This is a genomic window from Arthrobacter sp. B10-11 (genome assembly GCF_033142195.1).
Lineage (GTDB): Bacteria > Actinomycetota > Actinomycetes > Actinomycetales > Micrococcaceae > Arthrobacter > Arthrobacter oryzae_C.
In genome coordinates, this window is the sequence record NZ_JAWMTH010000001.1 from 656,880 (window position 1) to 680,533 (window position 23,654).

Below are 23,654 nucleotides of genomic sequence, written 5' to 3' on the forward strand. Positions count from 1 at the left end.
GCTTTTCCCGAGTCAGGCGCGGCGGCGCTGCAGGACATCGTCCAGGTTGCTCAAGGCGCTCTGGGCCTTGGTCAGGGTCTTGGGGGCGCCCCCGGAGGCAGCCGGCGCCGCCGTCGGACCCTGTTTGAGTGACGGCTTGCCTACGGCTTTCGGCGCCTCGGGCAGGTCCAGGGGTTCCGGGGCCGCCCGTTCCGCTTTGGCAGCTTCCACGTACGTCGGTTTGGGAACGTCTACCGGTTCCCAACTGGATTCCGCGCTGACCGCCGATCCCGGTGCGTTGGCGGTGCGGAGCGCAGTGTCCCCGGAGGCCTTCGCCTCGGCGAGGGCCGCTTCACGCAGTTCCTGGGCCGTCAGCGGCTTGACCTTCGGTTTGTTGCCCGCCTCTGCGTCAAAAAGCGGGCTCTCCGGGGCATCCACCGCCGGTTCCCTGCTGGGCCGGGGGACGGCAACGCGCATCTGCCGCTGCGGGGCAGTCATGGCTGCGCGGAATGCCGCATTCATCCTGGCGCGCCGGTCGCGCACCGCCAGCCGCCGCAGTAGAGCCACGGCTGCTACAGCCGTCAGGAAGGCGCCAACAGGCAGCCAGGACGATCCCAGTCCAAAAATACGGAGGACGCCCGCCACAACGCCTGTTAGCAGGGAAACCAAGCCCACCAGGGCGATCGCGCATCGTCCGTACCGGATCTTCAGTGCGCCCGGACGCGCCTTGGCCGGCTTCGGGCCGGCGGCGGGTGTCAGGGATGCCTGCGCGGATCCGGTGGCCTGCTTGGTTTCCATTGGTTTCTCCTGCTGGGCGGTCATTTTCATGACGTTTCCGGCTTGGGGGGTTTGTTCGGAAAAGTTGATGTCGGACGTCAGCTCGGCTGCGTGTTGAAGCTGATGCCGGCGGTTCCTGAGTACATAGGGGGCCACCCACACAATCCAGAGCGCGACAGCGACAACAAGGATCACTGAGCTGCTAAGGGGGAAGTCCACATTCAAAACCGTATGAGCAATTGGCCGGCAGCTCTTGCATTAGCTCCGGTGTGTCGCAGGGCAGGTGGCAAATCAATGGACTTATGACGGGAAACACAACGCGGTAGAGTCCGGACGGCCTCGCTGGACAGCAACCGCCGGCTCAGGCCGGGCGGCTCCTCAGCCATCTGGCCAGCAGTCCCTCCGGAACTTCTTCGGACGTCAGGGCGAAGGAGCGGTGGTCCGCCCATTCGCCGTTGATGTGCAGGAACCGCGGCCGGTAGCCCTCGTCCCGGAACCCCAGCTTCTCCACGACCCGGAGGCTGGGCCCGTTTTCAGGCCGGATGTTGATTTCCATCCGGTGCAGCCCAAGGCTGCCGAAGCAGTAGTCGGTGGCCATGGCCACAGCCGTGGGCGCAATCCCCCGCCCGGCACAGGACTTGTCCACCCAGTAGCCAAGCGTCGCCATCATCGCCGATCCCCAGACGATGGACGACACCGTCAACTGGCCCACAATCGCAGGATCGCGCCGGGCAGGTGTGCGTTCTGCGATCACAAAAGGCAGTGCGGTGGCCTGCGCAGCCTGCGCGTTGAGGGACCTGACCATCTGTCGGTAGTCCGGCAGCGCCCCTCCGGGAGCAGGATTGGAGGCTTCCCAGGGAGCGAGCCATTCGGCGTTGCGGGAGCGGACCGCCATCCATTCCTTGCGGTCGCGGTACCGGATGGGGCGCAGCACAATGTCGCCGCATTCCAGCGTCACCGGCCAGATGCTGCCCCGCACGGGACGTTACTTGGCCAGGGAGGCAGTGAATTCCGGCAGCCACTCGCGCAGGCCGGGGCCGAGGTCGTCGCTGTCGCAGGCCAGCTGCACGCAAGCCTTGAGGTAGCTGAGCTTATCGCCGGTGTCGTAGCGGCGGCCGCGGAACACAACACCGTAAACGCCGTATCCTTCGCCCTCCCCTGCAGCAAGTTCCTGGAGGGCATCGGTGAGCTGGATTTCCCCGCCCCTGCCCGGTTCGGTGTGTTCGAGGACATCGAAGACCGCCGGGTGGAGGACGTAGCGGCCGATCACGGCCAGGTTGGACGGCGCTTCGGCGGCCTCGGGCTTTTCCACAAGCTTCCGGATCCGCACGAACCCGTTCATGTCGGTGTCGTCGATGTCGGCGCAGCCGTAGGCGCTGATCTGGGAGGGCTCCACTTCAATCAGTGCTACCACGGAGCCGCCGGTCTGGGCCTGGACTTCGATCATCTTGCTGAGCAGTTCGTCGCGTGCGTCGATGAGGTCATCGCCAAGCAGCACTGCGAAGGGTTCATGGCCGACGTGCTGCCTCGCACGCAACACGGCATGGCCGAGGCCCATCGGGTCACCCTGGCGCACGTAGTGGATGTCGCCGAGGTTGCTTGCGGCCTGGATGGCTTCGAGCTTGGTGGTGTCGCCCTTGGCCTCAAGGGTGGACTCCAGCGAAGGGACCCGGTCGAAGTGGTCTTCGAGGGCGCGCTTGTTCCGGCCGGTGATCATCAGGATGTCCGTGAGGCCAACGTTGACCGCTTCCTCGACTACATACTGGATCGCGGGCTTGTCCACGACCGGCAGCATTTCCTTGGGCATGGCCTTGGTGGCCGGAAGGAACCTGGTGCCGAGGCCGGCAGCAGGAATGACAGCCTTGCGGATGGAAGTATTGGTGGTAGTCACTGGACTAATCTAGCGTCAGGGGCCAAACATTGGGTAATTGCACTGACGCGCCAGGCTGGCCTGCACGGGGCCTTGGTGCAGGACCTCCCGACATGGAAGGACGGGCACTCATGCCGTCGAAGGAAGAGATCCGCTCGGCCCACAGGCTCCGGCGTGCCGCGTTGTCACCCGCCGGGCTGGAGGCGGCCGGTGCCGGCATCGCCCGCCACGGACTGCAGTGGGCCACCATGGTTGCCGCGGGCGAGCGGAGCACTTTTGCCGTGTACCTGGGGGTGGGTTCCGAGCCGCCCACGCTGCCGCTCATTGCCGCATTGCACAGCACCGGGCACCGCGTGCTTCTGCCGGTCTGCGGACCTTCCCGCACCCTCTCGTGGGTCTACTGGACCCCAGCCACCCGGTTCGCCCGCAGCAGCTACGCACCCATCGATGAACCCGTCGGGGAACAGCACGGCACCGAGGCCATGCAGGAAGCGGCCGGGATCTTCGCTCCTGCCACCGCAGTGGACCTGTCCGGTAACCGGATCGGCCAGGGCGGCGGCTACTACGACAAATTCCTCGCCGGACTGGAAGCGGACGGACTGCCTGTGCCTGCAGCTGCGGTGGTGTTCGACCACGAAGTCCTGCCGGCCGGAAGCATCCCGGCAGAGTCCTTCGACCATAAGATCCCGGTAGCGGTCACGCCATCACACCTCACGAAGCTAATGTGAAGCGCGCCGTCTGCGGATGATAGAATTGGCACTCAGGCCCTGCGACTGCTAAAGGACGGAACCTGTCGAGACCAAAATCGGCAGGATTTGCCCCGGCAGCACGGGACCTGCTCGTTTGTCCCAGAGGAGGATTTCCAGTGCCCACGTATGCATACGCCTGCAAGGACTGCAGCCACGCCTTTGAGATCGTGCAGTCGTTCACCGACAGCTCCCTCACCTCCTGCCCTGAGTGCGAGGGTACCCTGCGCAAGAAGTTCAACAGCGTCGGCGTCGTCTTCAAGGGTTCCGGCTTCTACCGGACCGACTCGCGGGAATCCAAGGGCAGCAGCGTCTCACCTGCCCCGGCGTCCGCTCCGGCACCTGCCGCCGCAGCAGCCAGCTGAGAGCACACCCCACCGTCGCTGCCACAGGGCGGTCATTCGCCTAGAGCGGTTGTCCACATAGGACGACGGCGGGCTGTCCGCACCCCGTGCGGCCTCCGTAGCCTGACGACATGCCCTCCAGCCTCCGCACCCACGGACTTTCGTCGCCCCGGCAGAGCTTTCGGTCCCGAAGCCCTGGCCGTTCCGGACCGCCCGCCCCCCGGCGCCTCGCTTCGTGGCTCACCCGCAACCGCCGGCTCCTTGTTGCGCTCCTTCTGTGCGCTGCCGCCGGCATCACCGTCCAGCAACTGACACCCGCGCCGGCCCACACGGTCACTGCCCTCGCCTCGGCGCGGGATCTTCCCGCGGGAGCCGCGCTGTCCGGGGCTGACGTATTGCCGGTCAGCGTGCCGCCCGGGATGATGCCCGCCGGAGCCTTCACCGACGCCGCCGCCCTTGAAGGCAAGCAGCTGGCAGCCCCTCTCCGGAAGGGCCAGCTGCTTTCGGATACACAGCTGCTGGGACCCGGCCTGCTGGCGGGCACCCCTCCCGGCTCGGCGGCTGTGCCGTTGAGGATGGCTGATCCGTCGTCGATCCAGCTGGTGGCTCCCGGCCAGCTCGTCAACATCGTCATGACCAACGGCACCGACTACGGCAAGGCGGCTGAATCAGAAGTGCTGGCAGCTTCCGTACCCGTCCTCTGGACATCAGGACAGGGCGGACAAACCGGGCAGTGGCTTGGCACAGGCGAAACCGAGGGCCTCATAGTGGTCGCCGCCGATCCCGACCAGGCGCGCCGCCTCGCCGGCTCCTCGACCCAGGGCAAACTCTTCTTCGTACTCGTTGGAGCACAGGGCTAGCCGCAGCGGGCTGGCTGCAGCGGGCCGGCTGCACCGACCCGGACCATCCGGCCCCCTCGCCTGGCGGGGGCGGGCTCAGCCCCAGTGCGGTGGTTTCTGCTCCTGAAGCCAGGCATCGTGGTCATAGTCCGAGCCGTGATCGCCCCAGCGCTTCGGGTCATCCTCGGAAGCCTTGTTCGGCAGCACGCCCGCCGGAACGCCCGCCCCTGCTGCCTGGCGGGGCCCGTCGGCCGCCGCATCGTCCGTCCTGCCGTGAGAGGCGCTCTGGCTGTCCGCTGTTCTGCTGTTGGTGTCCATGCTTTTTTCCTTGATATCTTCCGCTTCGGCAGAGCTGGCCGCGCGTCCCTCGTCCGTCCCGCCCGGCTCGGCGTTGTTCAACGTCAGGTTGTCTACATCATCCTCGAAGAACGCTTGCGAGGTTGAGGAGAAACCTGCGGCAACCGGCTTCTCCAAGCCCAGGTAACCGCCGATCCGGTCGGCGCAGGCGGAGGGATCGGTGAACACCTCGATTGTCCACAACGGCATGTAACGCCAGCCCAGCCGTTCCAACAACTGCGGCCGGAGCCGGCTCCGTTCCCGGACGCTCATTCGCCGGTACTGCTCAGTGCCGTCGGACTCAATGGCTACAGGCCGCGGAATCTCGGCGTCATCCTGGCCGATGGAATTCACCGGATCCGCAGCCGCGGCAACGTCGATCACGCCGTCGTACTGGTGCCAGACCCTGGCACCGCGGGCACGCAGCCTATCCCCCAGGTCGGCCACCAGGGGGTCGGCCCCGAGTGCCTGCTCGCTCGCTGCCGCGCGGGAGGCCGGAGTCCCCAGGTCGGTGTTACCGGCGATTTCGCGGTTGAGCAGTTCATAGAAGTCGGCTGCCCCGTGGCTGAGACGGCTGACGTCCAGATCCTCCGGTTTGAAGCAGGTAAGCACGTGCAGGGAACGCCTGGCCCGGGTCATGGCCAGGGCGAATTTTGCCCGGCCGCCCTCGGCCGACAAGGGACCGAAGTTGTGGAGCGCACGGCCGTGCGGCGTGCGGCCGTAGCCCGGGGAGAAGATCACGTGGTCGCGGACCAGCCCCTGGGCCCGTTCCAGGTCCACCACCCGGAAGGATTCGGGCCCGGCACTGAAGAAACTTGCCAGCAGCGGGTAGTTGGGCAGCTGCAGCCGGATGGCCTCGCCAATCCTGGCGGCGTGGCGGAGGCTGGCGGTGACCACTGCCAGGGAGGTCCGTGGGCGCAGTCTGGCATGTTCAAAGACCAGGTCCACCACGCGGTTGACCTCGGCGACGGCGGATTCCACGCCCTCCTGGTCGGCGCTCGGCAGGCCAGTGCCGTCCGGCAGGTATTCCACAAGCAAGGCGCGGTCCAGCCCGGTGGCCGTCTGTCCCTCGGGGAGCCTGTGGAGGCGGCCGTCGTAGAAACTCTTGCTCAGCTGCAGCACAAGGTCTTCGTCAACGGCCCGGTACGCTGACGTCAGCCGCCGGACGGGCAGCACGCGGGACAGCGCTGTGTAGGCACTCTCGACCCCCTGGTGGGCGGTTTCGCCGGCAGCAAGCCGCTCGACGCCCACGGTGAAAGTGCGGGGGCTGGCAATCTTGTCGTCGCCGAAGGCAATCACCTGCTTGGCCCGGGCGATGGCCGGAAGGACCGTCTGGAGGGAGGTCGCTTCGGCGTCGAGGATGACCACGGCATCGAACTTCTGCTCCGCCGGGAGCAGTCCGGTCATCAGGTAGGGGCTCACAGACCACACGGGCACCAGCATGGGAACCAACGCCGGTGCCTGTGCCGTGAGGGCAGCCAGGGTGACCCGTCCGTCCTTAAGGAGGCTCCGGAGCAGGTCCGCCTGCCGGGGGTTCTCGGCGATGCCGGCGCGCCAGCGCTCGGAGAGTGTCCAACGCAGCCTGGCGGCACCGCTGGCGATGTGAGCGTTGTCGGCCAGGCGGTAATCGGCTTCCAGCTGCCGCAGCGCGTCGCCGTCGGACATGGCCAGATAGTCATCGCCGCTGATCATTGCTTCAAGGGCCGACTGCCACCAGGCAAGTTCCAGCTCGGAGGCGACCGCTTCTGCGGGCACCTCACGCTCCGCCAGGTCGGTGAGGAGTTCCCCGAGTCCGTGCTCACGCATGTTCTCGATGAGCAGCGTCCGCTCAGGGAGCGTCTTGAGCGTCCGGGTATCGGCCACCAGCCGCTCCAGGCGTTCCATCAGTTCTTCGTACGGCGTGTGCTGGAGGTCTCCGCCTGCCGCCGTGTGCTTAACTGCCGCACCCAGTTGGGCCAGTTCGCGCTCCAGGCTGCGGTACATCACGTTCAGTTCGCCCAGGCCTGACGGCACTGCGGGATGGCGCTGCGTGGTGGCGTAGTCCGCCCAGAGGGCCCGCTGCTCCTGGACCAGCACCAGGGAGCTGTGGAGGTCGGCGATGTGCACGCCGGGACGGACGTATTCCTTGGCGACGCGGCGGAGCCGGGAACGCTGCATGGACGGCATCTCGATGTTACGTTCGCGGCGCCACGGCGAGGTGGCGGTGGCCGAGATGAGGTCGTGGACGGGCCGGTCGAAGATGTCCGGGGTGAACTTATCCAGGCTCTCCCGGACCGCCATCAGCAATTCGAGCTGGGCACCCCATTCGGAGAAGCTCGACCCGAGGCGGATCTGCGCGTGCTCGGCCACCTCGTTCATGCGGTTCCGGAGCACGGGCAGGTTCTTCTCAACCGAGCGCGCAACTTCCTGCGCCTCCTCGGTTTCCTTGCGGGTCAATAGCCGCGCCCCGTGCCAGGGGCTGGCCGTGGACGCCCGGCTGAAACTGCCCAGCTCGGCGGCACGATGAAGCCTGCCGGCCAGTTCCTCCCGGTCCCTGATATTGTCCAGGACGCTTCGCTTTAGCCGCACCGTGGTGGCCGGCGCCGGCTGGATGGACGTCAGCTCAGCCAGCGACTGCATGGCCTGGTAAGGCGAGCAACCCCAGCGCTGGCGGACATTGTGGAGGGAGGCCACGTGGTCCATGAGGGCATGACGGTGCTCTGCGAGCGTGGCGTGTAGGTTGTCGAGCTGGGGCTGAAGCGACTTTTCATTGCGGACAATGGCCCGCACCAGCTGTCCTTTGAGCTGCAGGGGTGTCGCAGTGCCGGTCAGGGCAAACAGGATGGACTCCAGGCCCAGCGTCTCAAGCTGGGCCCCGATCTCGCTGAGGCTGGCGCGCCGGTCGCCTACCACCAGGACAGTCTTTCCTTCGTCCACCAGCGCGCCGATGGTGTTGATGGCCGTCTGGGTCTGGCCAGTTCCGGGCGGGCTGCTGACCAGAAGGGAGTCCCCGGCACGAACGGCATCCACGACATACTGCTGGTCGGCGTCGGCGTCGAGGAGCAGCAGCTCCGAGGCCGGGTCCCGCTGGTCAATGTCCTGGAAGCGGCCCTCCGCTAATTCAGCCACCTCCACGGCCTCGCCGGCGCCCGACCGGGCCAGGGCTGCGACAAGGGCGTTGTTCTGGTTGATCCACGGGTCATCGAGGTTCCCGGAAAGGTCGGCGAACGTTGAGACGAGCAGGTTGTGCTCCACCTCGGCGCCGTGGATGGGCTTGATGAGCGTCCCCAGCCGGTCCAGGACGGGCTGTGGATCAAACCGGGCCGTGCTGTATGCCATCCGGGTGACGGCGTTGACGTCGAAGACAATGCCGTGGATGCTTTTCAGGTGCCGGATAAGCGCCGGATTGATCTGGGCCTGCTCCGTCAGCTGGAGTTCGTAGTCGTCCTCGCCCGGACGGACAGTCAGGGAGATGGCGGTGAGCATCACGGGTGCAGACACCCGCTGGGGCTTTCCGCCAACAGCCGACGTCCAGGACACAGTACCGGCCGAAAAGTAGCCGGCATCGATGCCGCGGTCGTTGCTGAGCTCGAAAATCTTGGAGCGGAGGTTCCGTGAAGCCCTGGCGGCCACCACGTACTGTGCGTGATCGCGGATCAGGGTGGACAGGCGGGTGCGCCTTCCCGCCATGAGCTGGGCCAATCCCGACGGATGCGCATGGGTAAGGTCGATTGAGCCTTCCGGAGTCTTGGTGAAACGAAGCATCGTGTCTGCTCCGGTGACCGGCTTAAGCCCCGACAGCCACTTCCTGAGCTCCTCGGAGCCCTCTGGGAGGCCTTGACCAACTGACACTACTGCCTTCTTTTCTGCGCTTGCACGTGACGCCCTGGACCATACCGGCATACTTTCGAGCGTAGCCCGAATCAGGGCCCAGTGAGAGACCGCAACACTGGGGGCGGCCAAAATAGGGCCGGATTTGGCGGAATATAAACAAGTGGCCGGCCTCATCGCTGAGGCCGGCCACTCAAAGTGCTATTCCCACTCGATGGTTCCCGGCGGCTTGCTGGTCACGTCGAGCACCACCCGGTTGACGCCGTCGACCTCGTTGGTGATGCGGTTGGAGATCTTTGCCAGCAGGTCGTACGGAAGCCGTGACCAGTCAGCGGTCATGGCGTCCTCGGACGAAACGGGACGAAGGACGATCGGGTGCCCGTAGGTGCGGCCGTCTCCTTGGACGCCGACGCTGCGGACATCCGCCAGCAGCACCACAGGCATCTGCCACACTTCGTTGTCCAGGCCGGCCGCTGTCAGTTCGGCACGGGCGATGGCGTCGGCCTTGCGGAGCAGGTCCAGTCGTTCCTTGGTGACTTCGCCGACGATGCGGATACCGAGGCCCGGGCCGGGGAAGGGCTGGCGGCCCACGATTTCCTGCGGCAGTCCCAGTTGGGCGCCGACAGCGCGGACCTCATCCTTGAACAGCGCACGAAGCGGCTCAACGAGTTCGAACTGCAGGTCTTCCGGCAGGCCGCCCACGTTGTGGTGGCTCTTGATGTTGGCCGCTCCTTCGCCGCCGCCGGATTCGACGACGTCCGGGTACAGCGTTCCCTGCACCAGGAACTTGATCTTTTCACCGTGGGCTGCGGCCTCGGCGATGATGGCCAGTTCGGCCTCCTCGAACGCCCGGATGAACTCGCGGCCGATGATCTTGCGCTTCGTCTCAGGATCGCTGACTCCGGCGAGTGCCGCCTGGAACCGCTCCTGCTCGTTGGCAACGTAGAGCTTGACGCCGGTGGCTGCCACAAAGTCCCGCTCAACCTGCTCGGCTTCGCCTTCACGCAGCAGGCCGTGGTCCACGAACACACAGGTCAGCTGATCGCCCACCGCGCGCTGGACCAGGGCAGCCGCTACGGCCGAGTCAACGCCGCCGGACAGGCCGCAGATGACCCTGGCGTCGCCGATCTGCTTGCGGATGCGGTCCACCTGCTCCTCGAGGATGTTGCCAGTGGTCCAGTTCGGTTCCAGTTTCGCGCCCTTGAACAGGAAGTTCTCGAGCACCTGCTGGCCGTAGGCCGAGTGCTTGACCTCAGGGTGCCACTGCACGCCGTAGAGGCACTTCTCCTCATTGGCGAATGCCGCCACGGGAGCGCCGGCGGTGGTGGCCAGCACTTCAAAGCCTTCCGGGGCTTCCTGGACGGAATCGCCGTGGCTCATCCAAGTGTTCTGGTGGTGCGGCAGGCCGTCCAGGATGGACCGGGCCTCCCCCACTGTGGTGGCTTCCGTCGCACCGTATTCGCGCAGGCCTGTCTGGGCTACCGTGCCGCCAAGGGCGTCGGCCATCGCCTGGAATCCGTAGCAGATGCCGAAAACGGGGATCCCGGCTTCGAAGAGGTCTGCACCTACCTTCGGTGCGCCGTCGGCATACACACTGGAAGGGCCACCCGAAAGGATGATGGCGGCGGGGTTCTTAGCCAGTAGCTGCTCGGTGCTGTAGGTATGCGGAACCACTTCCGAATACACATTTGCTTCCCGGACGCGGCGGGCAATCAGCTGCGCGTACTGGGCACCGTAGTCAACAACCAGCACCGGCTTCTGGGAAGTCTGGGATGCAGTGGGAGTAGTCACCGTCCTAGACTACTTGGGCGCTTGCCGCGTCGCACCTTGAGGCGGCCGCCGGCGGCCTTAATCGGCCCCGGTCGTTAGGGATCTCACACTGCGGGCCGGCGCCGACGGGGTCAGTAGCGCTTTGATGCCTGCGGATTTGCTGCGAGTTCGGCCTCGACCTCTGCGTGGAACTTCTTCTCGACAAAGAAAGACAGGAACGGAACCACACCGCCCAGGGCCAGGACGATCAGCTTCGCGAACGGCCACCGCATCAGCGACCACAGGCGGAAGTTGGACATCAGGTACACGACGTACATCCAGCCGTGCACAATCAGTACCGCCACCGAGAGGTTCACTCCCCCCAGCACGCCCTGCGGCTCGGCGTCGGCGAACCCGAAACCGAACGGCTGGCCGGTCACGGCGTTGGTTCCGCCTGCGAACAGGTACTGGCCGAACGCGTAGCGGGCAACCAGTTCGGCACACAGCAGCAGGAGCATCCCGCCCGTGAGGTATGCGAGGACTTTGTAAAACTTCAGGGCGGAGCGGATCTGGGCTTCGGTGCCGCCGAACCTGCGCTTCTTGCCCGGTTTTCCGGTGCCTGGACCGGGACGCGATGCGCTGGTCTGCGAGGGCTGTGGCTGGATGGCCGGCTTGGGGTCGATCATGGCTGTACCTTTTGTTCGGAAGGGCTGGATTGCTCGGGAGGGCCGGAATTGTCGTGATGCTGGCCGTGGTCGTCGTCCTCGTCGTCCTCGAGGTCGCGACGGTAGTCGTCCTTCACCATGCGCCACCAGATGAACAGCGCGAATCCGGCGAACACAATCCACTCCACGGAGTAGAAGAGGTTTAGCCAGTTCACCTGCTGGGCCGGGGGCTGCGGGCCGATGCGCAGGGGCTTTAGCTCGCTGCCGGCCGCCGCGGCGCTGACGTCGGCGCCTCCGGCCATCTCGGACGTGGCCGCGACGAACCCCGGATAGCTGCTTACTTCCCAGACGTTGATCAGTTCAGCCACGGACACCGCAGTCGCGAATCCGCTTTCGGGGGCGGTGTTGGGCAGCGGCGCCTCGGACGGCAGGAGCCGTCCGGTCAGTTCAATAACGCCCGACGGCGGCGCGCCGGCTTCCGCGGTGTCTGCCACCCATCCGCGGGCCACCGGGATCCATGTCCGGGGTGATGCGCCAACGCCGCTGAGGACGGGGGCGTCCTGGACCGCAAACGCCGAGACAACCCAATATCCAGTGGCGCCGTCGTTGAGGCGGCCCGGAACCAGCACCTGCTTGTCTGGATCGTACGAGCCTTTGGCGGTGACCATCTGGTCCGCTACGGAGCCGTGGAAGAAATCACCCGGCTGGAGCACCGAGATGAGCGGCTTGCTCTCCTCGGTGCCGGACGAAACAGGCGCCTCCGGCTGGGTTGACCTGCCGAATTGCCACTGGCTCAGCAGCACAAAAACCCCTGAAATGACGATCGCGAACACCAGGCCTGCGATCCAGCGGGGTTTGAGGGCAGTTTTCAACACACGTTAACCGTACTTCGTCCTCGTGTAGAACAACGAAACGGGGGTAGCGCGAGCGAACACTTGAGGCCCCTCGCCACGGGGCCTCAAGTGTACGTTCGCGCAGTTTGAGCTGCCAGCCCCGATGTCTAGTGGTCGAAGAACACCAGGCTGGAGTTGATGAGCTCTGCGATCACTTCGGGATCGTAGGCACGGCGCAGGGATTCCCGGAACGACTCCTTCGACAGGGAGCGGGCCAGGGTGGCGAGCACCTCAAGGTGGTCCGAAAAAGAGCTGGCCGGCGTGGCGATGAGCAGGATGACCGTGGCCGGCCCGTCGGCCGCGCCGAAGTCCAGGGCCTTTCCGTACTTGGTGATGCCCACAGCGATGGAGGTCCGCGACACGAACTCGCTGCGGGCGTGCGGAAGCCCCACTCCCCCGGGCAGGCCGGTGGCCAGCTGGTGTTCCCGGGCGTTGACGTGCTTCAGGAAGCCGTCGAGGTCCGAGACGCGGCCGGCCGCATGGAGCCGTTGCGCGAGCTGGGTCGCTGCGTCAACCTTGTCCTTGGCATCAAGCTCAAGAATCACCATTTCCGGCGTGGTGAGTTCGGCATCGTACCGGTCCAGTGGTTCCGCCAAGAGTTGTCCCTTCAGTGAGGCAGGAGGCGCGCGTCAGGCATCTGCCTTGTCAGCGCAACGGGACGATGTCCTCGACGCCCAGGCGCGCGGCGTCGGCAGATTCATCGTCAGGCTGCTCCTGGCTCAGCCGTTCGGCTTCCACCCGGGCAAGGTAATGCTTGATTTCGCTTTCGCGCTGCGCATCGCTCCAGCCAAGAATTTCCCCCATCAGCTTAGCGACTACGGGGACGGCGGACACACCCCGGTCCCAGGACTCGATGGAAATACGGGTTCTGCGCGTCAAAACGTCGTGTACATGACGCGCCCCTTCGTGGGTGGCCGCGTAGACCGCTTCGGCCTGGAGGTAGTCGTCGGCTCCCGGCAACGGTTCGGCCAGGGCCGGGTTCTCCTTGATGAGGGCCAGGACCTCCGCGGCCATCGATCCGTACCGGTTGAGCAGGTGCTCAATCCGGGCCACATGCACGCCGGTTTCCTCTGCCGTGCGGTTCCGGCGGTTCCACGCCGCTTTGAAGCCGCTGGCGCCCAGCAGGGGGATGGTGTCGGTGCAGCTGGGCGGAACGCGTTCGTCCATGCTCCGCGTTGCTTCGTCGACGGCGTCCTTGGCCATGACACGGTAGGTGGTCCACTTGCCGCCGGCCACCACCACGAGCCCCGGCACCGGATGGGCCACCACGTGTTCGCGGGAAAGCTTTGCCGTTGAGTCGTTCTCGCCGGCCAGGAGCGGACGCAGCCCGGCGTAGACGCCTTCGACGTCCTCCCTGGTCAGGGGCCGCTTCATCACCTTGTTGACGTGCTCGAGGATGTAGTCGATGTCCTTGCTGGACGCAGCCGGGTGGGCCTTGTCCAGATGCCAATCCGTGTCCGTGGTGCCAATGATCCAGTGCCGGCCCCACGGAATGACGAACAGCACCGATTTTTCGGTCCGCAGGATCAGCCCGACAGTCGACTGGAACCGGTCGCGCGGGACCACCAGGTGGATGCCCTTGGAGGCGCGCACCTTCAACTGCCCGCGGTCCGTCACCATGGCCTGGGTTTCATCGGTCCAGACGCCGGTTGCGTTGATGACCTGCTTGGCCCGGATGCTGAAGGTGGAACCGTCCTCACGGTTGACCACCTTGGCGCCAACCACCCGCTCGCCTTCGCGCAGGAAATCGACCACAGCCGTTTGGTTGACTGCATGGGCACCGTAGTAGGCGGCGGTGCGGACCAGGTTGGCCACGTACTTGGCGTCGTCAACCTGGCCGTCGTAATAGCGGATGGAGCCGACGAAGGCGTCGTCCTTCAGGCTTGGCGCAGCCCGCAATGTGCCGCGGCGGGACAGGTGTTTATGGAACGGGACGCCCCTCTGGTGGCCGCTGGAAATGGACATGACGTCGTACAGGGCAATACCCGCCCCCACGTAAGGCCTTTCGAAGAAGGGCTTGGTCAGCGGGTAGAGGAAAGGTACGGGCCGGGCAAGGTGGGGGGCGATTTCGGACAACAGCAGGCCGCGTTCGTGAAGTGCTTCCTTCACCAGCCCGAAATCGAGCATTTCGAGGTAGCGCAGGCCGCCGTGGATGAGCTTGGAGGACCGTGACGACGTGCCTGCCGCCCAGTCGCTGGCCTCCACGATGCCCACGCTCAGGCCCCGGGTCACTGCGTCCAGCGCGGCGCCGGTGCCCACGATGCCGCCGCCGACGATGAGGATGTCGAGTTCCTTGCCCGGCTCCATCGTTGCCTTGAGCGCCGCCAGCGACGCTTCCCTGGCGGCGGGGCCAAGTGCCCCCTGGGAAAAGGACGAACCACCGGAAGAACTGTTCATTTCACGCCTCCATCCGCATCAAACCTCGTAGTTCACCAGACTACTTCCTAGGCATGCGGATGGGCAGGGCTCATTTGGGGCCGGTCCCGGGGCCCCGGGACCGGCCCGGTCGTGGAGGTGGCGGGTTATTTTTGGGTGGCGTTTCAGTTTCCGGAGTAGGGGGACACGACGACGTCGACCCGCTGGAATTCCTTCAGGTCCGAATAGCCTGTGGTTGCCATGGAGCGGCGGAGGGCGCCGATCAGGTTGGACGTGCCGTTGGTGTGGTGGCCGGGACCGAAAAGGACCTCCTCGAGCGGGCCCACAGTGCCGACGTTGACCCTGTCGCCGCGCGGGAGTTCCAGGTGGTGGGCCTCCTGGCCCCAGTGCCAGCCCTTGCCCGGCGCTTCTTCGGCGCGCGCCAGCGCGCTCCCGAGCATCACGGCGTCAGCGCCCATGGCAATGGCCTTGACGATGTCGCCGGAGGAACCCATGCCGCCGTCGGCAATCACATGAACGTAGCGGCCGCCGGACTCATCCATGTAGTCGCGGCGGGCCGCGGCGACGTCGGAAATGGCGGAAGCCATGGGCGAGTGGATGCCCAGGGCGCGGCGGGTGGTTGTGGTGGCGCCACCGCCGAAGCCCACCAGCACGCCGGCGGCGCCGGTGCGCATGAGGTGGAGGGCGGGGGTGTATCCGGCCGCGCCGCCCACAATGACCGGGACATCGAGCTCATAGATGAACTGCTTGAGGTTCAGCGGCTCATGGTCCTTGGAGACGTGCTCGGCCGAAACCGTGGTCCCCCGGATCACGAAGATGTCCACGCCGGCCGCGACGACAGTCTTGTAGTGCTCCTGCGTGCGCTGCGGGGTGAGCGAGCCGGCCACCGTCACGCCGGCGGCCCGGATCTCGGCCAGGCGGGAGGTAATCAGTTCCGGCTGGATCGGCGCCTGGTACAGCTCCTGCATCCGCCGGGTGACGGCCGGGCTGTTGGTCTCGTCCTCCAGCGCCCCGATCTGGTCAAGCACCGACTGGGGGTCCTCGTACCGGGTCCAGAGACCCTCAAGGTCCAGCACGCCCAGGCCGCCGAGGCGCCCCAGGGCAATGGCTGTCTCGGGCGACATCGCCGAGTCCATGGGCGCCGCGATCACCGGCATGTCGAACTTGTAGGCATCTATCTGCCACGAGACCGAAACGTCCTTGGGATCACGCGTACGACGGTTGGGGACGATCGCGATGTCATCCAGGGAGTAGGCACGACGCCCACGCTTGCCACGGCCAATCTCAATCTCATAAGTCACGTGACCACTTTACTTGACCACGCGGGATAGGGCGGGCGACGCCTCCGCGGGCATCCCGGAAACTGATAGTCCACCCTTTATTGACATGTTTTGTCAACCGTTTACAAGTTATGAAAATACCTTTACGTTTACTCTCGGTTACCACCTGATCCACCACGTGACCATCCATCACTCCCCATCCGGGCCACCCGTGTGCCCCGTTCCGAGAAAGAAGAAACCCTTTGGGAAGAGCAGGAAGTGCATCAATGAGGCGCCACCGCATCGTGGCCCTGTCCCTCGCCGCAGCAGTCGGCACACTGGCCTTCACCAGTTCCCCGGTCTTCGCCACCACTGAAGGCGGGGACGCTGCAGCCGGTCCGGCCGCGGCCCAAACCGCCACGGTCCAGGACGTCGCCTCCGGCGAGGCCTATACGAAATTCATTGTGGATTACAAGGAGACGGCGGCAAACGCCACCCCGAACGGACGCGCCAATGCGTGGGGCAAGGCGGCCGGCTCCCAAGGAGTGACCGTGAAGGAAGTACGCACCCTGGCTACCGGCGGAACGCTGATCGAGGCGGACAAGGCACTGTCCGGGCAGGCTGCCCGGGATTTCATGGCGGACATTGCGGCAACCGGGGCGGTGGAGTCCGTTGAGCCTGACGCCCGGATGACCGTTGCGCTCACGCCGAACGACCCCCGCTACGGGGAGCAGTGGGATTTCACCGCCACGAACGGAATGCGGATCCCCGGCGCTTGGGACGTCGCCACCGGGACGGGCGTGACAGTGGCTGTTATCGACACCGGGATCACGGCCCACGCCGACCTCGACGCGAATGTGCTCCCGGGCTATGACTTCGTCTCCGACGCCACCGCGGCGCGCGACGGCAACGGCCGCGACGCCAACGCACAGGACCAGGGCGACTGGTACGCCGCCGGAGAGTGCGGGCAAACGACGGCCGGCAACAGTTCCTGGCACGGCACGCACGTCGCCGGCACCGTGGCAGCCGTAACCGGCAACGCCACGGGTGTTGCCGGCGTCGCCCCCAACGCCAAGGTGGTGCCCGTCCGGGTCCTGGCCAAGTGCGGCGGATCACTGTCCGACATTGCCGATGCGATCATCTGGTCGGCCGGCGGAACGGTCACGGGCATCCCGGCCAACGCCAACCCCGCGAAGGTCATCAACATGAGCCTGGGCGGATCCGGCGCCTGCGGCAGCACGTACCAGGCTGCCATCGATTCCGCGGTGTCCCGCGGAGCCACCGTCGTGGTCGCAGCCGGCAACAGCAACCAGGACGCTTCCGGATTCCGGCCCGCGAACTGCAACAGTGTTGTGAGCGTGGCTGCCAGCAACCCGAGCGGCAGCCTTTCCTACTATTCCAACTACGGCGCCACGGTCGACCTGACCGCGCCGGGCGGCGACGTCAGGGTGACCGGCGGCGGCATCCTTTCCACCATCAACACGGGCACCACCACGCCGTCCGCTGCCGGTTACGCCAACTACCAGGGCACCTCCATGGCTGCTCCCCACGTGGCCGGGCTCGCCGCGCTGATGAAATCCAAGACGTCCTCACTCACCCCGGCACAGGTCGAGTCCACGCTCAAGCAGGGAACCCGGACCATGCCGGGCGGCTGCACCATCGGCTGCGGCGCAGGACTCTCGGACGCCACCAAGACCATGGGCCTGCTCGGCGGGACCACTCCCCCGCCGTCGGGCAACCTGTTGCTGAACCCGGGCTTCGAAGAGGGCGCGGTCTCGTGGACCTCCGACCATGCCGACACTTTTGAGACCGGAGCCAATGCCCGGACGGGCACGCGGTTCGCCGGGCTCAACGGCTGGGGCCAGGCAACGTCGTACAAGCTCGACCAGGCGTTTACTGTCCCCTCCACCGTGTCTGCCGCGCAGCTGTCCTTCTACTTGAAGGTGCAGTCGGACGAAACCACCTCCAGCACCGCCTACGACACCCTCAAAGTCCAGGTCATCAGCGGCGGAACCACCGCCACGCTGGCCACGTACTCCAACCTCAACGAGTCAACCGGCTACGTCCAGAAGCAGCTGGACCTTTCCGCCTACAAGGGCAAGAGCGTGACCCTACGCTTCCTGGGCGTTGAAGATTCATCGCTGTCGACGTATTTCTTCCTTGATGACACGTCGGTGACCACCTCCTAGCCCCACGAGGGAACAAGCGTTGAGGGAACCGCCGGCTGCGCAACTTTGCGCCGCCGGCGGTTCCTGCGTGAAGTACCCCGGCCTTCAGTCTGGTACTGCAGTCAGACCCCGACAACCAACCCCGGGGACAAGTCCCCATCGCGTGGCGTCGGATCATGGAATAGTTTGAACTGACACACCGCACGCGGGTATCACCGGCAGGGACAATTTGGGGAGAAACTATGGCGCCAGGCTTTTACGGTGCTGACATCGAACAGCTTCGGGCACTGTCAAAATCCCTGGGGCAATCAGGGACCCGGCTGAAGAACGTGGAATCCAGCGTCAATTCCCTCGTTCAGTCTGCTGCGTGGAAGGGCTCAGACGGGGACAAGTTCCGCAGTGAATGGACTTCCACCCTGCGACCCATGCTGAACCGGTCCTCGGAGTCCCTCAACAGCCAGTCGAAGGTCCTGCTCGCCCACGCCAGCCAGCAGGAACGAGCCAGCGAAGGCGGAGGCGATACTTCCTCCACTGCGCCGGCGTCCCCTGCTCCGGGTGCCCCGGCACCGGCATCCCAGTCGACGCCGGCTGCGGTACGGAATTGGGGCGATGCCTTTACGGACCCGAACTACGAACACGCGCCTTCGGGACTTGAATGGCTGCTGGAGAAGTGGGGGGCTGACGACGGCAGCGGGGCGTCGAAGATCACGAGCGCACTTCAGTTCGTGGCCGACAAGTTCAACTGGAACATCGACCTGGCGAAAGTCGAAGCCGGCACCAGCAAGTTTTTCGACTCCATGAAGGTGGTAGGCAAGGGCCTTGTGGTGCTGGGCATGGGTCTCGGCGTCCTGGACATCATGTCGGGCTACGAGAACCGTGATCCGTTCCGCGTGGCCGATGGCGCCGTAGGAGGAGGCCTTGCCCTGGCCGCCGGCATAGCCGCTGCAACCGGCGTAGGCCTGCCCGTCGCGGCCGCCATTGGCGGCGCCGGACTACTGTGGGGTCTTGCTTCCATGGCGTCCGGCGATGTTCCGGTCACCAAGAGGATCTGGGACTTCGGTTCGGGGGTAGTGGGCGGGGTCAAGGACCTTGCCAACGGTGCCAAGGACGCCCTGGGGTGGGCGGGCGGTAAGCTCGGATTCGGTTAGCAGAGCGGCGCCCTGAGAAAGATGCGGCACCAGCGGATAAAAGGACTTCATGACTGAGCAGAAACTGCCCGACGCGGCGTACCGCGTCACGAGCCACGAAATTTTGGCGTTGCTCGCGTTCGAGCCGGGACCCGGCACGCGACTGACCCGCCGGGCGCTGGGGCTGGCGGACCTGCCGGACGACCACGACCTGGTCCGGGCCGGTGTCGGCACCCTGAATGTCAGGGATACCGCCTCGGTTGATGGTGAGAAGGTCAGCCTTCACGGCCCCGCCCGCCACCTCGCCCGGGTCTTCAGCTCCGCAACGCTGTGGTTCGACATCACCAGGGTTGGACCGGACTCGGTGGCACCGGCTTACATAGCAGACTCCCCGGTTGGCCGGGTGGCACTCTTCCTGCGTCCCCTGAGTGAGTACGTCTGCCTGCCCATGAATGAAGGTGCGGCCATCATGGACATGGTGGAGGCCACAGTCAACGACGCCGTCGCGGAAGCCGCGGCGCCGTCCGGCGGGATCGTAACGTCCCGCCGCTACGACGGCGGGGCTGAGCCCGTCATCGCAAACATTAAGGTGCTCGAGAACGGTGTCCTCCAACTGGCCGCAGCGCCGCACGACGACAGCGGCCAGCTGACGGTGAGGGATCTTGCGGCCGGGGAACAGCCCGGGGCGGCAGTCCGTGCGCTCCTGTCGGTGCCGGCATGACGGGCACGGCCACGGATCCCCGTGCGACGGCCTTCGGTTTCGCCCAGCGCCGGTCCTGGGTTTTCTCTGCCTGGTGGTATCCCGGAGTGCTGGCGATCTCGGGAGCAGTGCACGCGGGACTCGCACTGGTCCTCGGGCAAAGCCCGGAACTAGGACTCTTCATGGCAGTCCTCGGCGCAGTCTTCGCGTCCCTGGGTTGGGTCTTCACAGTGTGGCCGCGGTTTACGCGCAAGGCTCCAAAGCCTGCTTCGGACATCCCCCGGGTGGAGCAGGGAATCCGGATCACGCCTGGCATGATACGGACCTTCCTGATCGCCAGCGCATTGGGCATAGCCGCCCTTGTGCTGTTCACGCCCAAGGGCGGCTGGCCGGAAACGCTACCCATCCTGGGAATGCTCATAACGCTGCCACTGGGGGTGGCCGCAGGCCTGGCATATACCCGCTGGCTCATGACGAACAGTGCCGAACTGTATGCCCGGTGGCTCGAACGCCGCTGAGGACGCCCGGGGCACCGGTCAGACGCCCTCGGCTTCGTCCACGGCCAGCTGGGATTCGAACATCCTGAAGTAGCGGCCCCGGAGCGCCACCAGCTCCTTATGGGTTCCCTGTTCCACAATGCTGCCGTCCTCGAGCATGTAGACAACGTCCGCCTTCTCGATCGTCGCGAGCCGGTGGCTGATGGCGATGATGGTGCTGCTGCGGTCGGCGAAGAGACGGGTGAAAATGCGGTGTTCGGCGAGGGCGTCGATCGCCGACGTCGGCTCGTCCATCACCATAAAGGTGGCGTTCCGGTAGAAGTTCCGGGCCATCGCCAGGCGCTGCCACTGGCCTCCGCTCAGTCCGCTGCCCTTGCGTCCGCGGGGATCCTCCATCCAGTTGCTGACGTGGTTGTCCAGGCCGTTGGGCAGCTTGTTGATGAACTCGAGGGCCTCGGCGTCGGACGCCGCCCGCCGGATCCGCTCATCGTCCCGCGGCGAATCGACATCGCCGAACAGAATGTTCTCCGCTGCCGTGGCGAACTCATACTTGAGGAATTCCTGGCTCAACACCGCCAGGTGGCGGTGCCAGGACTTGACGTCGACGGCGGCGAGGTCGACGCCGTCGAGCATCACCTGACCCGAATCCGGGTGGTACAGCCCCGCCAGGATGCGGATGAGGGTGGACTTGCCGGCGCCGTTCTCTCCCACGATGGCGATGTGCTGGCCCTCGCGGATGGTCATGCTGATGCCGCGGATCACTTCGATGTCGCTGCCGGTGTACGTGAAGCGGATGTTTCGCAGCTCTACGGTTTTGGGGGCCTGCAGCAGCGGCGGGGCGTGCTCGGAATGCACCGGCATCGCCATAAAGAGTTCGTAGTCCTTGAGGTTGGCCAGGTCCTCGTCGATGGAACTGAGTGAAGAGACGAGGTTGTTGGCGGTGGACAGTGCCCTGCTTACGATCTGCTGGACGTACAGGAACTGGCCCACCGGCTGGGCACGGGCGATGATCTGGCCCACCACCCAGATCAGCGACACAACCTCGGCACCGTACTGCAGTGCGTCCGCCGCCAGCTGCTTGGGAATGTAGCGTTTCTGGAAATCCAGCCGCCGTTTCTCGTCAGCGTCCCGGAGTCGGGAGCGGAGACCCATGAGGTAGCCGACGATCCCGTACAGGCGCATCTCGGCAATGTGCTGGGGGCGCAGCAGGTTGGTCTCAATCATCCGGCGCTGGCGGCGCGAATCCACCTGGGTGTTCCAGTGGGCGATCTGCTCGCGGGAAAGCTTGAACTGCAGGTAGACGCTGGGGACGATGGCCACCAGGACGATCACGGCGATCCACCAGCTCACCAGCAGGAGGGCTCCGACCGCCAGGATCACCGAGACCAGCTGCGTGAAGATCGCGGCAATCCGGTCCAGGACCCGGGCGTAGGAATCGGAGAACCGCTTGGCGCGGTCGTACAGATCCACCGTTTCCTTGTCGTCGTAGCGCCAGAACTCGAGTGCAAGGAACCGCTCGTACATGAGGTCCCCCACAATCGCTCCCACCCGGAAGCTCATGAGCTGCTGGATGTAGCGGTCCACGCTGCTGAAGGCACCCCAGAACAGACCCAGCGCGGCCGTGATGATGACGTAGACGATCGCCTGCTGGCCGGCGGCCGCGTCGCCGGAATACGCGGCGGCCAGGGCGGTGGTGGTCAGGGCGGCAAAGTAGGTGGTGACCAGGGGCAGCAGCGCCGAGATCAGCGAGCCAACCACCTTCATCACGACGGCGGCAGGCGAGGCCCGGAAGCTGACCCGCAGCACCTGCGCGACGGCCCGGGCGTAGGGCCTCAGTGCCAGCCGCCGCTGTGGTTCCCTTTTCGGGTTCAGTTCGGCGGGGTGGCGTGGTTGGGACATGGCTCCAGCCTAATCCCGCGCGCCGACACAAACGGGCCGCGGGGAGAGTTCCCCGCGGCCCGCGTGAACCGGGATTAGCGGGAACCGTAGTTCGGCGCTTCCACCGTCATCTGGATGTCGTGCGGGTGCGACTCCTTGAGTCCTGCCGGGGTGATGCGGACGAACTTGCCGCGCGCCTTCAGCTCGGCCACCGTGGGGGCGCCGGTGTAGAACATGGTCTGACGGAGGCCGCCCACCAGCTGGTAGGCAACGGAGGCCAGCGGACCGCGGTAGGCCACCCGGCCCTCGATGCCCTCAGGAATCAGTTTGTCGTCACCGGAGACGTCGGCCTGGAAGTAGCGGTCCTTGGAGTAGGACGTGTTCTTGCCGCGGGTCTGCATGGCTCCGAGGGAACCCATGCCGCGGTAGCTCTTGAACTGCTTGCCGTTCACGAAAATGAGCTCGCCCGGTGACTCGTCGCAACCGGCCAGCAGGGAACCGAGCATCACGGTGTCGGCGCCGGCAACCAGCGCCTTGCCGATGTCGCCCGAGTACTGCAGGCCGCCGTCGGCAATCAGCGGAACGCCGGCCGGGATGGCCGCTTTCGCGGACTCGTAGATGGCGGTAATCTGCGGGACACCCACACCGGCAACAACGCGTGTGGTGCAGATGGAGCCCGGACCCACGCCTACCTTGATGCCGTCGGCGCCGGCGTCGATCAGGGCCTGTGCGCCTTCGCGGGTAGCGGCCTGGCCGCCGATGATGTCGACATGGGCGGCTGCGGGATCGGACTTCAGGCGGCGGATCATGTCCAGCACACCCTGGGAGTGGCCGTTGGCGGTGTCCACGAAGAGGGCGTCCACGCCGGCGTCCACGAGGGTCATGGCCCGTTCCCAGCCGTCACCGAAGAAGCCGATGGCTGCGCCGACGCGCAGGCGGCCCTCGTCGTCCTTGGTGGCCAGCGGGTACTGCTCGGCCTTCGTGAAGTCCTTGGTGGTAATGAGGCCCTTGAGCCGGCCCTGGTCGTCAACCAGCGGGAGCTTTTCGATCTTGTTGGTGGCGAGCTTGTGCGAGGCTTCCTCGCGGCTGATGCCGACGTGCCCGGTGACGAGGGGCATCTTGGTCATGACGTCGCTGACGAGGCGGATGGGGAAATCCGCTTCCGGCACGAAGCGGGTGTCGCGGTTGGTGACAATGCCCAGCAGCCGCATGCCCTCATCCACTACCGGCAGTCCGGAGACGCGGTACTGCGAGCAGATTTCGTCCAGTTCGGCGAGCGTTGCTTCCGGACCGATGGTGAGCGGGTTGGTGATCATCCCGGATTCGCTGCGCTTCACCCGGTCCACCTGGTCCGCCTGGTCCTGGACCGACAGGTTGCGGTGGACCACGCCGAGGCCGCCCTGCCGGGCCATGGCGATGGCCATCCGGGACTCCGTGACGGTGTCCATCGCGGCGGACAGCAACGGGGTCTGGACGGAGATGCGCTTGGAAATGCGCGAGGACGTATCTGCCTCTGACGGGATGACGTTGGTGTGCCCCGGCAGGAGCAGGACGTCGTCGTAGGTCAGGCCGATAAAGCCGAACGGGTTGTGTTCGGGCTGGGTCATGAGTGCGCCTCTTACCTTAATTCCGGGGTTCACG

Annotated in this window: 19 protein-coding genes; 7 read left to right on the forward strand and 12 right to left on the reverse strand. The window is 65.8% G+C overall.

What is annotated here, in order from left to right:
• Positions 1 to 12 precede the first annotated feature (12 nt).
• The 3 genes from RW112_RS03080 to galU form a co-directional block, all read right to left on the reverse strand.
• Positions 13 to 777, reverse strand: a complete 765-nt coding sequence (locus tag RW112_RS03080) for a hypothetical protein (protein WP_317780367.1) — start codon at positions 775 to 777, stop codon at positions 13 to 15.
• A gap of 340 nt (positions 778 to 1,117) precedes the next feature.
• Positions 1,118 to 1,735 (reverse strand): GNAT family protein, encoded by a 618-nt coding sequence (locus tag RW112_RS03085; RefSeq protein WP_317780368.1) that lies wholly within the window; start codon positions 1,733 to 1,735, stop codon positions 1,118 to 1,120.
• A 6-nt stretch (positions 1,736 to 1,741) separates the two neighbouring features.
• The gene (gene galU / locus RW112_RS03090; RefSeq protein ID WP_317780369.1) at positions 1,742 to 2,647 is read right to left on the reverse strand and encodes a UTP--glucose-1-phosphate uridylyltransferase GalU; all 906 of its coding nucleotides are present in this window, start codon (positions 2,645 to 2,647) and stop codon (positions 1,742 to 1,744) included.
• A gap of 110 nt (positions 2,648 to 2,757) precedes the next feature.
• Here galU and RW112_RS03095 point away from each other — a divergent pair, with 110 nt between their 5' ends.
• The 3 genes from RW112_RS03095 to RW112_RS03105 all read left to right on the forward strand — a co-directional run bounded on the left by RW112_RS03095 (position 2,758) and on the right by RW112_RS03105 (position 4,576).
• Entirely contained in the window at positions 2,758 to 3,354 is a 597-nt protein-coding gene (locus RW112_RS03095; RefSeq protein ID WP_317780370.1) for a 5-formyltetrahydrofolate cyclo-ligase, read from the forward strand.
• A gap of 137 nt (positions 3,355 to 3,491) precedes the next feature.
• Positions 3,492 to 3,737: an FmdB family zinc ribbon protein gene (locus tag RW112_RS03100; protein WP_317780371.1), complete on the forward strand. Its 246-nt coding sequence runs from the start codon at positions 3,492 to 3,494 to the stop codon at positions 3,735 to 3,737.
• A gap of 110 nt (positions 3,738 to 3,847) precedes the next feature.
• Complete coding sequence (locus RW112_RS03105; RefSeq protein WP_317780372.1) at positions 3,848 to 4,576, forward strand: Flp pilus assembly protein CpaB; 729 nt, start codon at positions 3,848 to 3,850, stop codon at positions 4,574 to 4,576.
• A 75-nt stretch (positions 4,577 to 4,651) separates the two neighbouring features.
• Here the strand turns inward: RW112_RS03105 and RW112_RS03110 are convergent, their stop codons facing one another.
• The 7 genes from RW112_RS03110 to RW112_RS03140 form a co-directional block, all read right to left on the reverse strand.
• Positions 4,652 to 8,773 carry an AAA family ATPase gene (locus RW112_RS03110; protein WP_317780373.1) on the reverse strand — a complete coding sequence of 1,374 codons (4,122 nt, stop codon included), beginning with the start codon at positions 8,771 to 8,773 and terminating at the stop codon, positions 4,652 to 4,654.
• A gap of 129 nt (positions 8,774 to 8,902) precedes the next feature.
• Complete coding sequence (gene guaA / locus RW112_RS03115) at positions 8,903 to 10,492, reverse strand: glutamine-hydrolyzing GMP synthase (RefSeq protein ID WP_317780374.1); 1,590 nt, start codon at positions 10,490 to 10,492, stop codon at positions 8,903 to 8,905.
• A 110-nt stretch (positions 10,493 to 10,602) separates the two neighbouring features.
• Positions 10,603 to 11,136 carry a DUF3817 domain-containing protein gene (locus tag RW112_RS03120; protein ID WP_317780375.1) on the reverse strand — a complete coding sequence of 178 codons (534 nt, stop codon included), beginning with the start codon at positions 11,134 to 11,136 and terminating at the stop codon, positions 10,603 to 10,605.
• Positions 11,133 to 11,990 (reverse strand): SURF1 family protein, encoded by an 858-nt coding sequence (locus RW112_RS03125; RefSeq protein WP_317780376.1) that lies wholly within the window; start codon positions 11,988 to 11,990, stop codon positions 11,133 to 11,135. Before RW112_RS03125 ends, RW112_RS03120 begins: the two co-directional genes overlap by 4 nt.
• 125 nt (positions 11,991 to 12,115) lie before the next feature.
• Positions 12,116 to 12,604 (reverse strand): PTS sugar transporter subunit IIA, encoded by a 489-nt coding sequence (locus tag RW112_RS03130; RefSeq protein ID WP_305941722.1) that lies wholly within the window; start codon positions 12,602 to 12,604, stop codon positions 12,116 to 12,118.
• Positions 12,605 to 12,653: 49 nt separating this feature from the next.
• Entirely contained in the window at positions 12,654 to 14,405 is a 1,752-nt protein-coding gene (locus RW112_RS03135; RefSeq protein ID WP_317780377.1) for a glycerol-3-phosphate dehydrogenase/oxidase, read from the reverse strand.
• Between the two features lie 143 nt (positions 14,406 to 14,548).
• Positions 14,549 to 15,685, reverse strand: coding sequence for a GuaB3 family IMP dehydrogenase-related protein (locus RW112_RS03140; protein WP_043482875.1), 1,137 nt, complete (start codon positions 15,683 to 15,685; stop codon positions 14,549 to 14,551).
• A gap of 245 nt (positions 15,686 to 15,930) precedes the next feature.
• On the opposite strand from RW112_RS03140, the gene RW112_RS03145 reads away from it, so the two are divergent.
• The 4 genes from RW112_RS03145 (at position 15,931) to RW112_RS03160 (ending at position 20,156) form a co-directional block, all read left to right on the forward strand.
• Entirely contained in the window at positions 15,931 to 17,832 is a 1,902-nt protein-coding gene (locus RW112_RS03145) for a S8 family serine peptidase (protein ID WP_317780378.1), read from the forward strand.
• 221 nt (positions 17,833 to 18,053) lie between these two features.
• Positions 18,054 to 18,959 carry a WXG100 family type VII secretion target gene (locus RW112_RS03150; protein WP_317780379.1) on the forward strand — a complete coding sequence of 302 codons (906 nt, stop codon included), beginning with the start codon at positions 18,054 to 18,056 and terminating at the stop codon, positions 18,957 to 18,959.
• A gap of 49 nt (positions 18,960 to 19,008) precedes the next feature.
• On the forward strand, positions 19,009 to 19,659 hold the full coding sequence (locus RW112_RS03155; RefSeq protein ID WP_317780380.1) for a hypothetical protein: 651 nt from the start codon (positions 19,009 to 19,011) through the stop codon (positions 19,657 to 19,659).
• Positions 19,656 to 20,156, forward strand: a complete 501-nt coding sequence (locus RW112_RS03160; protein WP_317780381.1) for a hypothetical protein — start codon at positions 19,656 to 19,658, stop codon at positions 20,154 to 20,156. Before RW112_RS03155 ends, RW112_RS03160 begins: the two co-directional genes overlap by 4 nt.
• 18 nt (positions 20,157 to 20,174) lie before the next feature.
• Here RW112_RS03160 and RW112_RS03165 read toward each other — a convergent pair whose 3' ends face one another.
• Positions 20,175 to 22,034, reverse strand: coding sequence for an ABC transporter ATP-binding protein (locus tag RW112_RS03165; protein WP_317780382.1), 1,860 nt, complete (start codon positions 22,032 to 22,034; stop codon positions 20,175 to 20,177).
• A 74-nt stretch (positions 22,035 to 22,108) separates the two neighbouring features.
• Positions 22,109 to 23,620 (reverse strand): IMP dehydrogenase, encoded by a 1,512-nt coding sequence (gene guaB / locus RW112_RS03170; protein WP_305941729.1) that lies wholly within the window; start codon positions 23,618 to 23,620, stop codon positions 22,109 to 22,111.
• Positions 23,621 to 23,654: the final 34 nt, after the last annotated feature.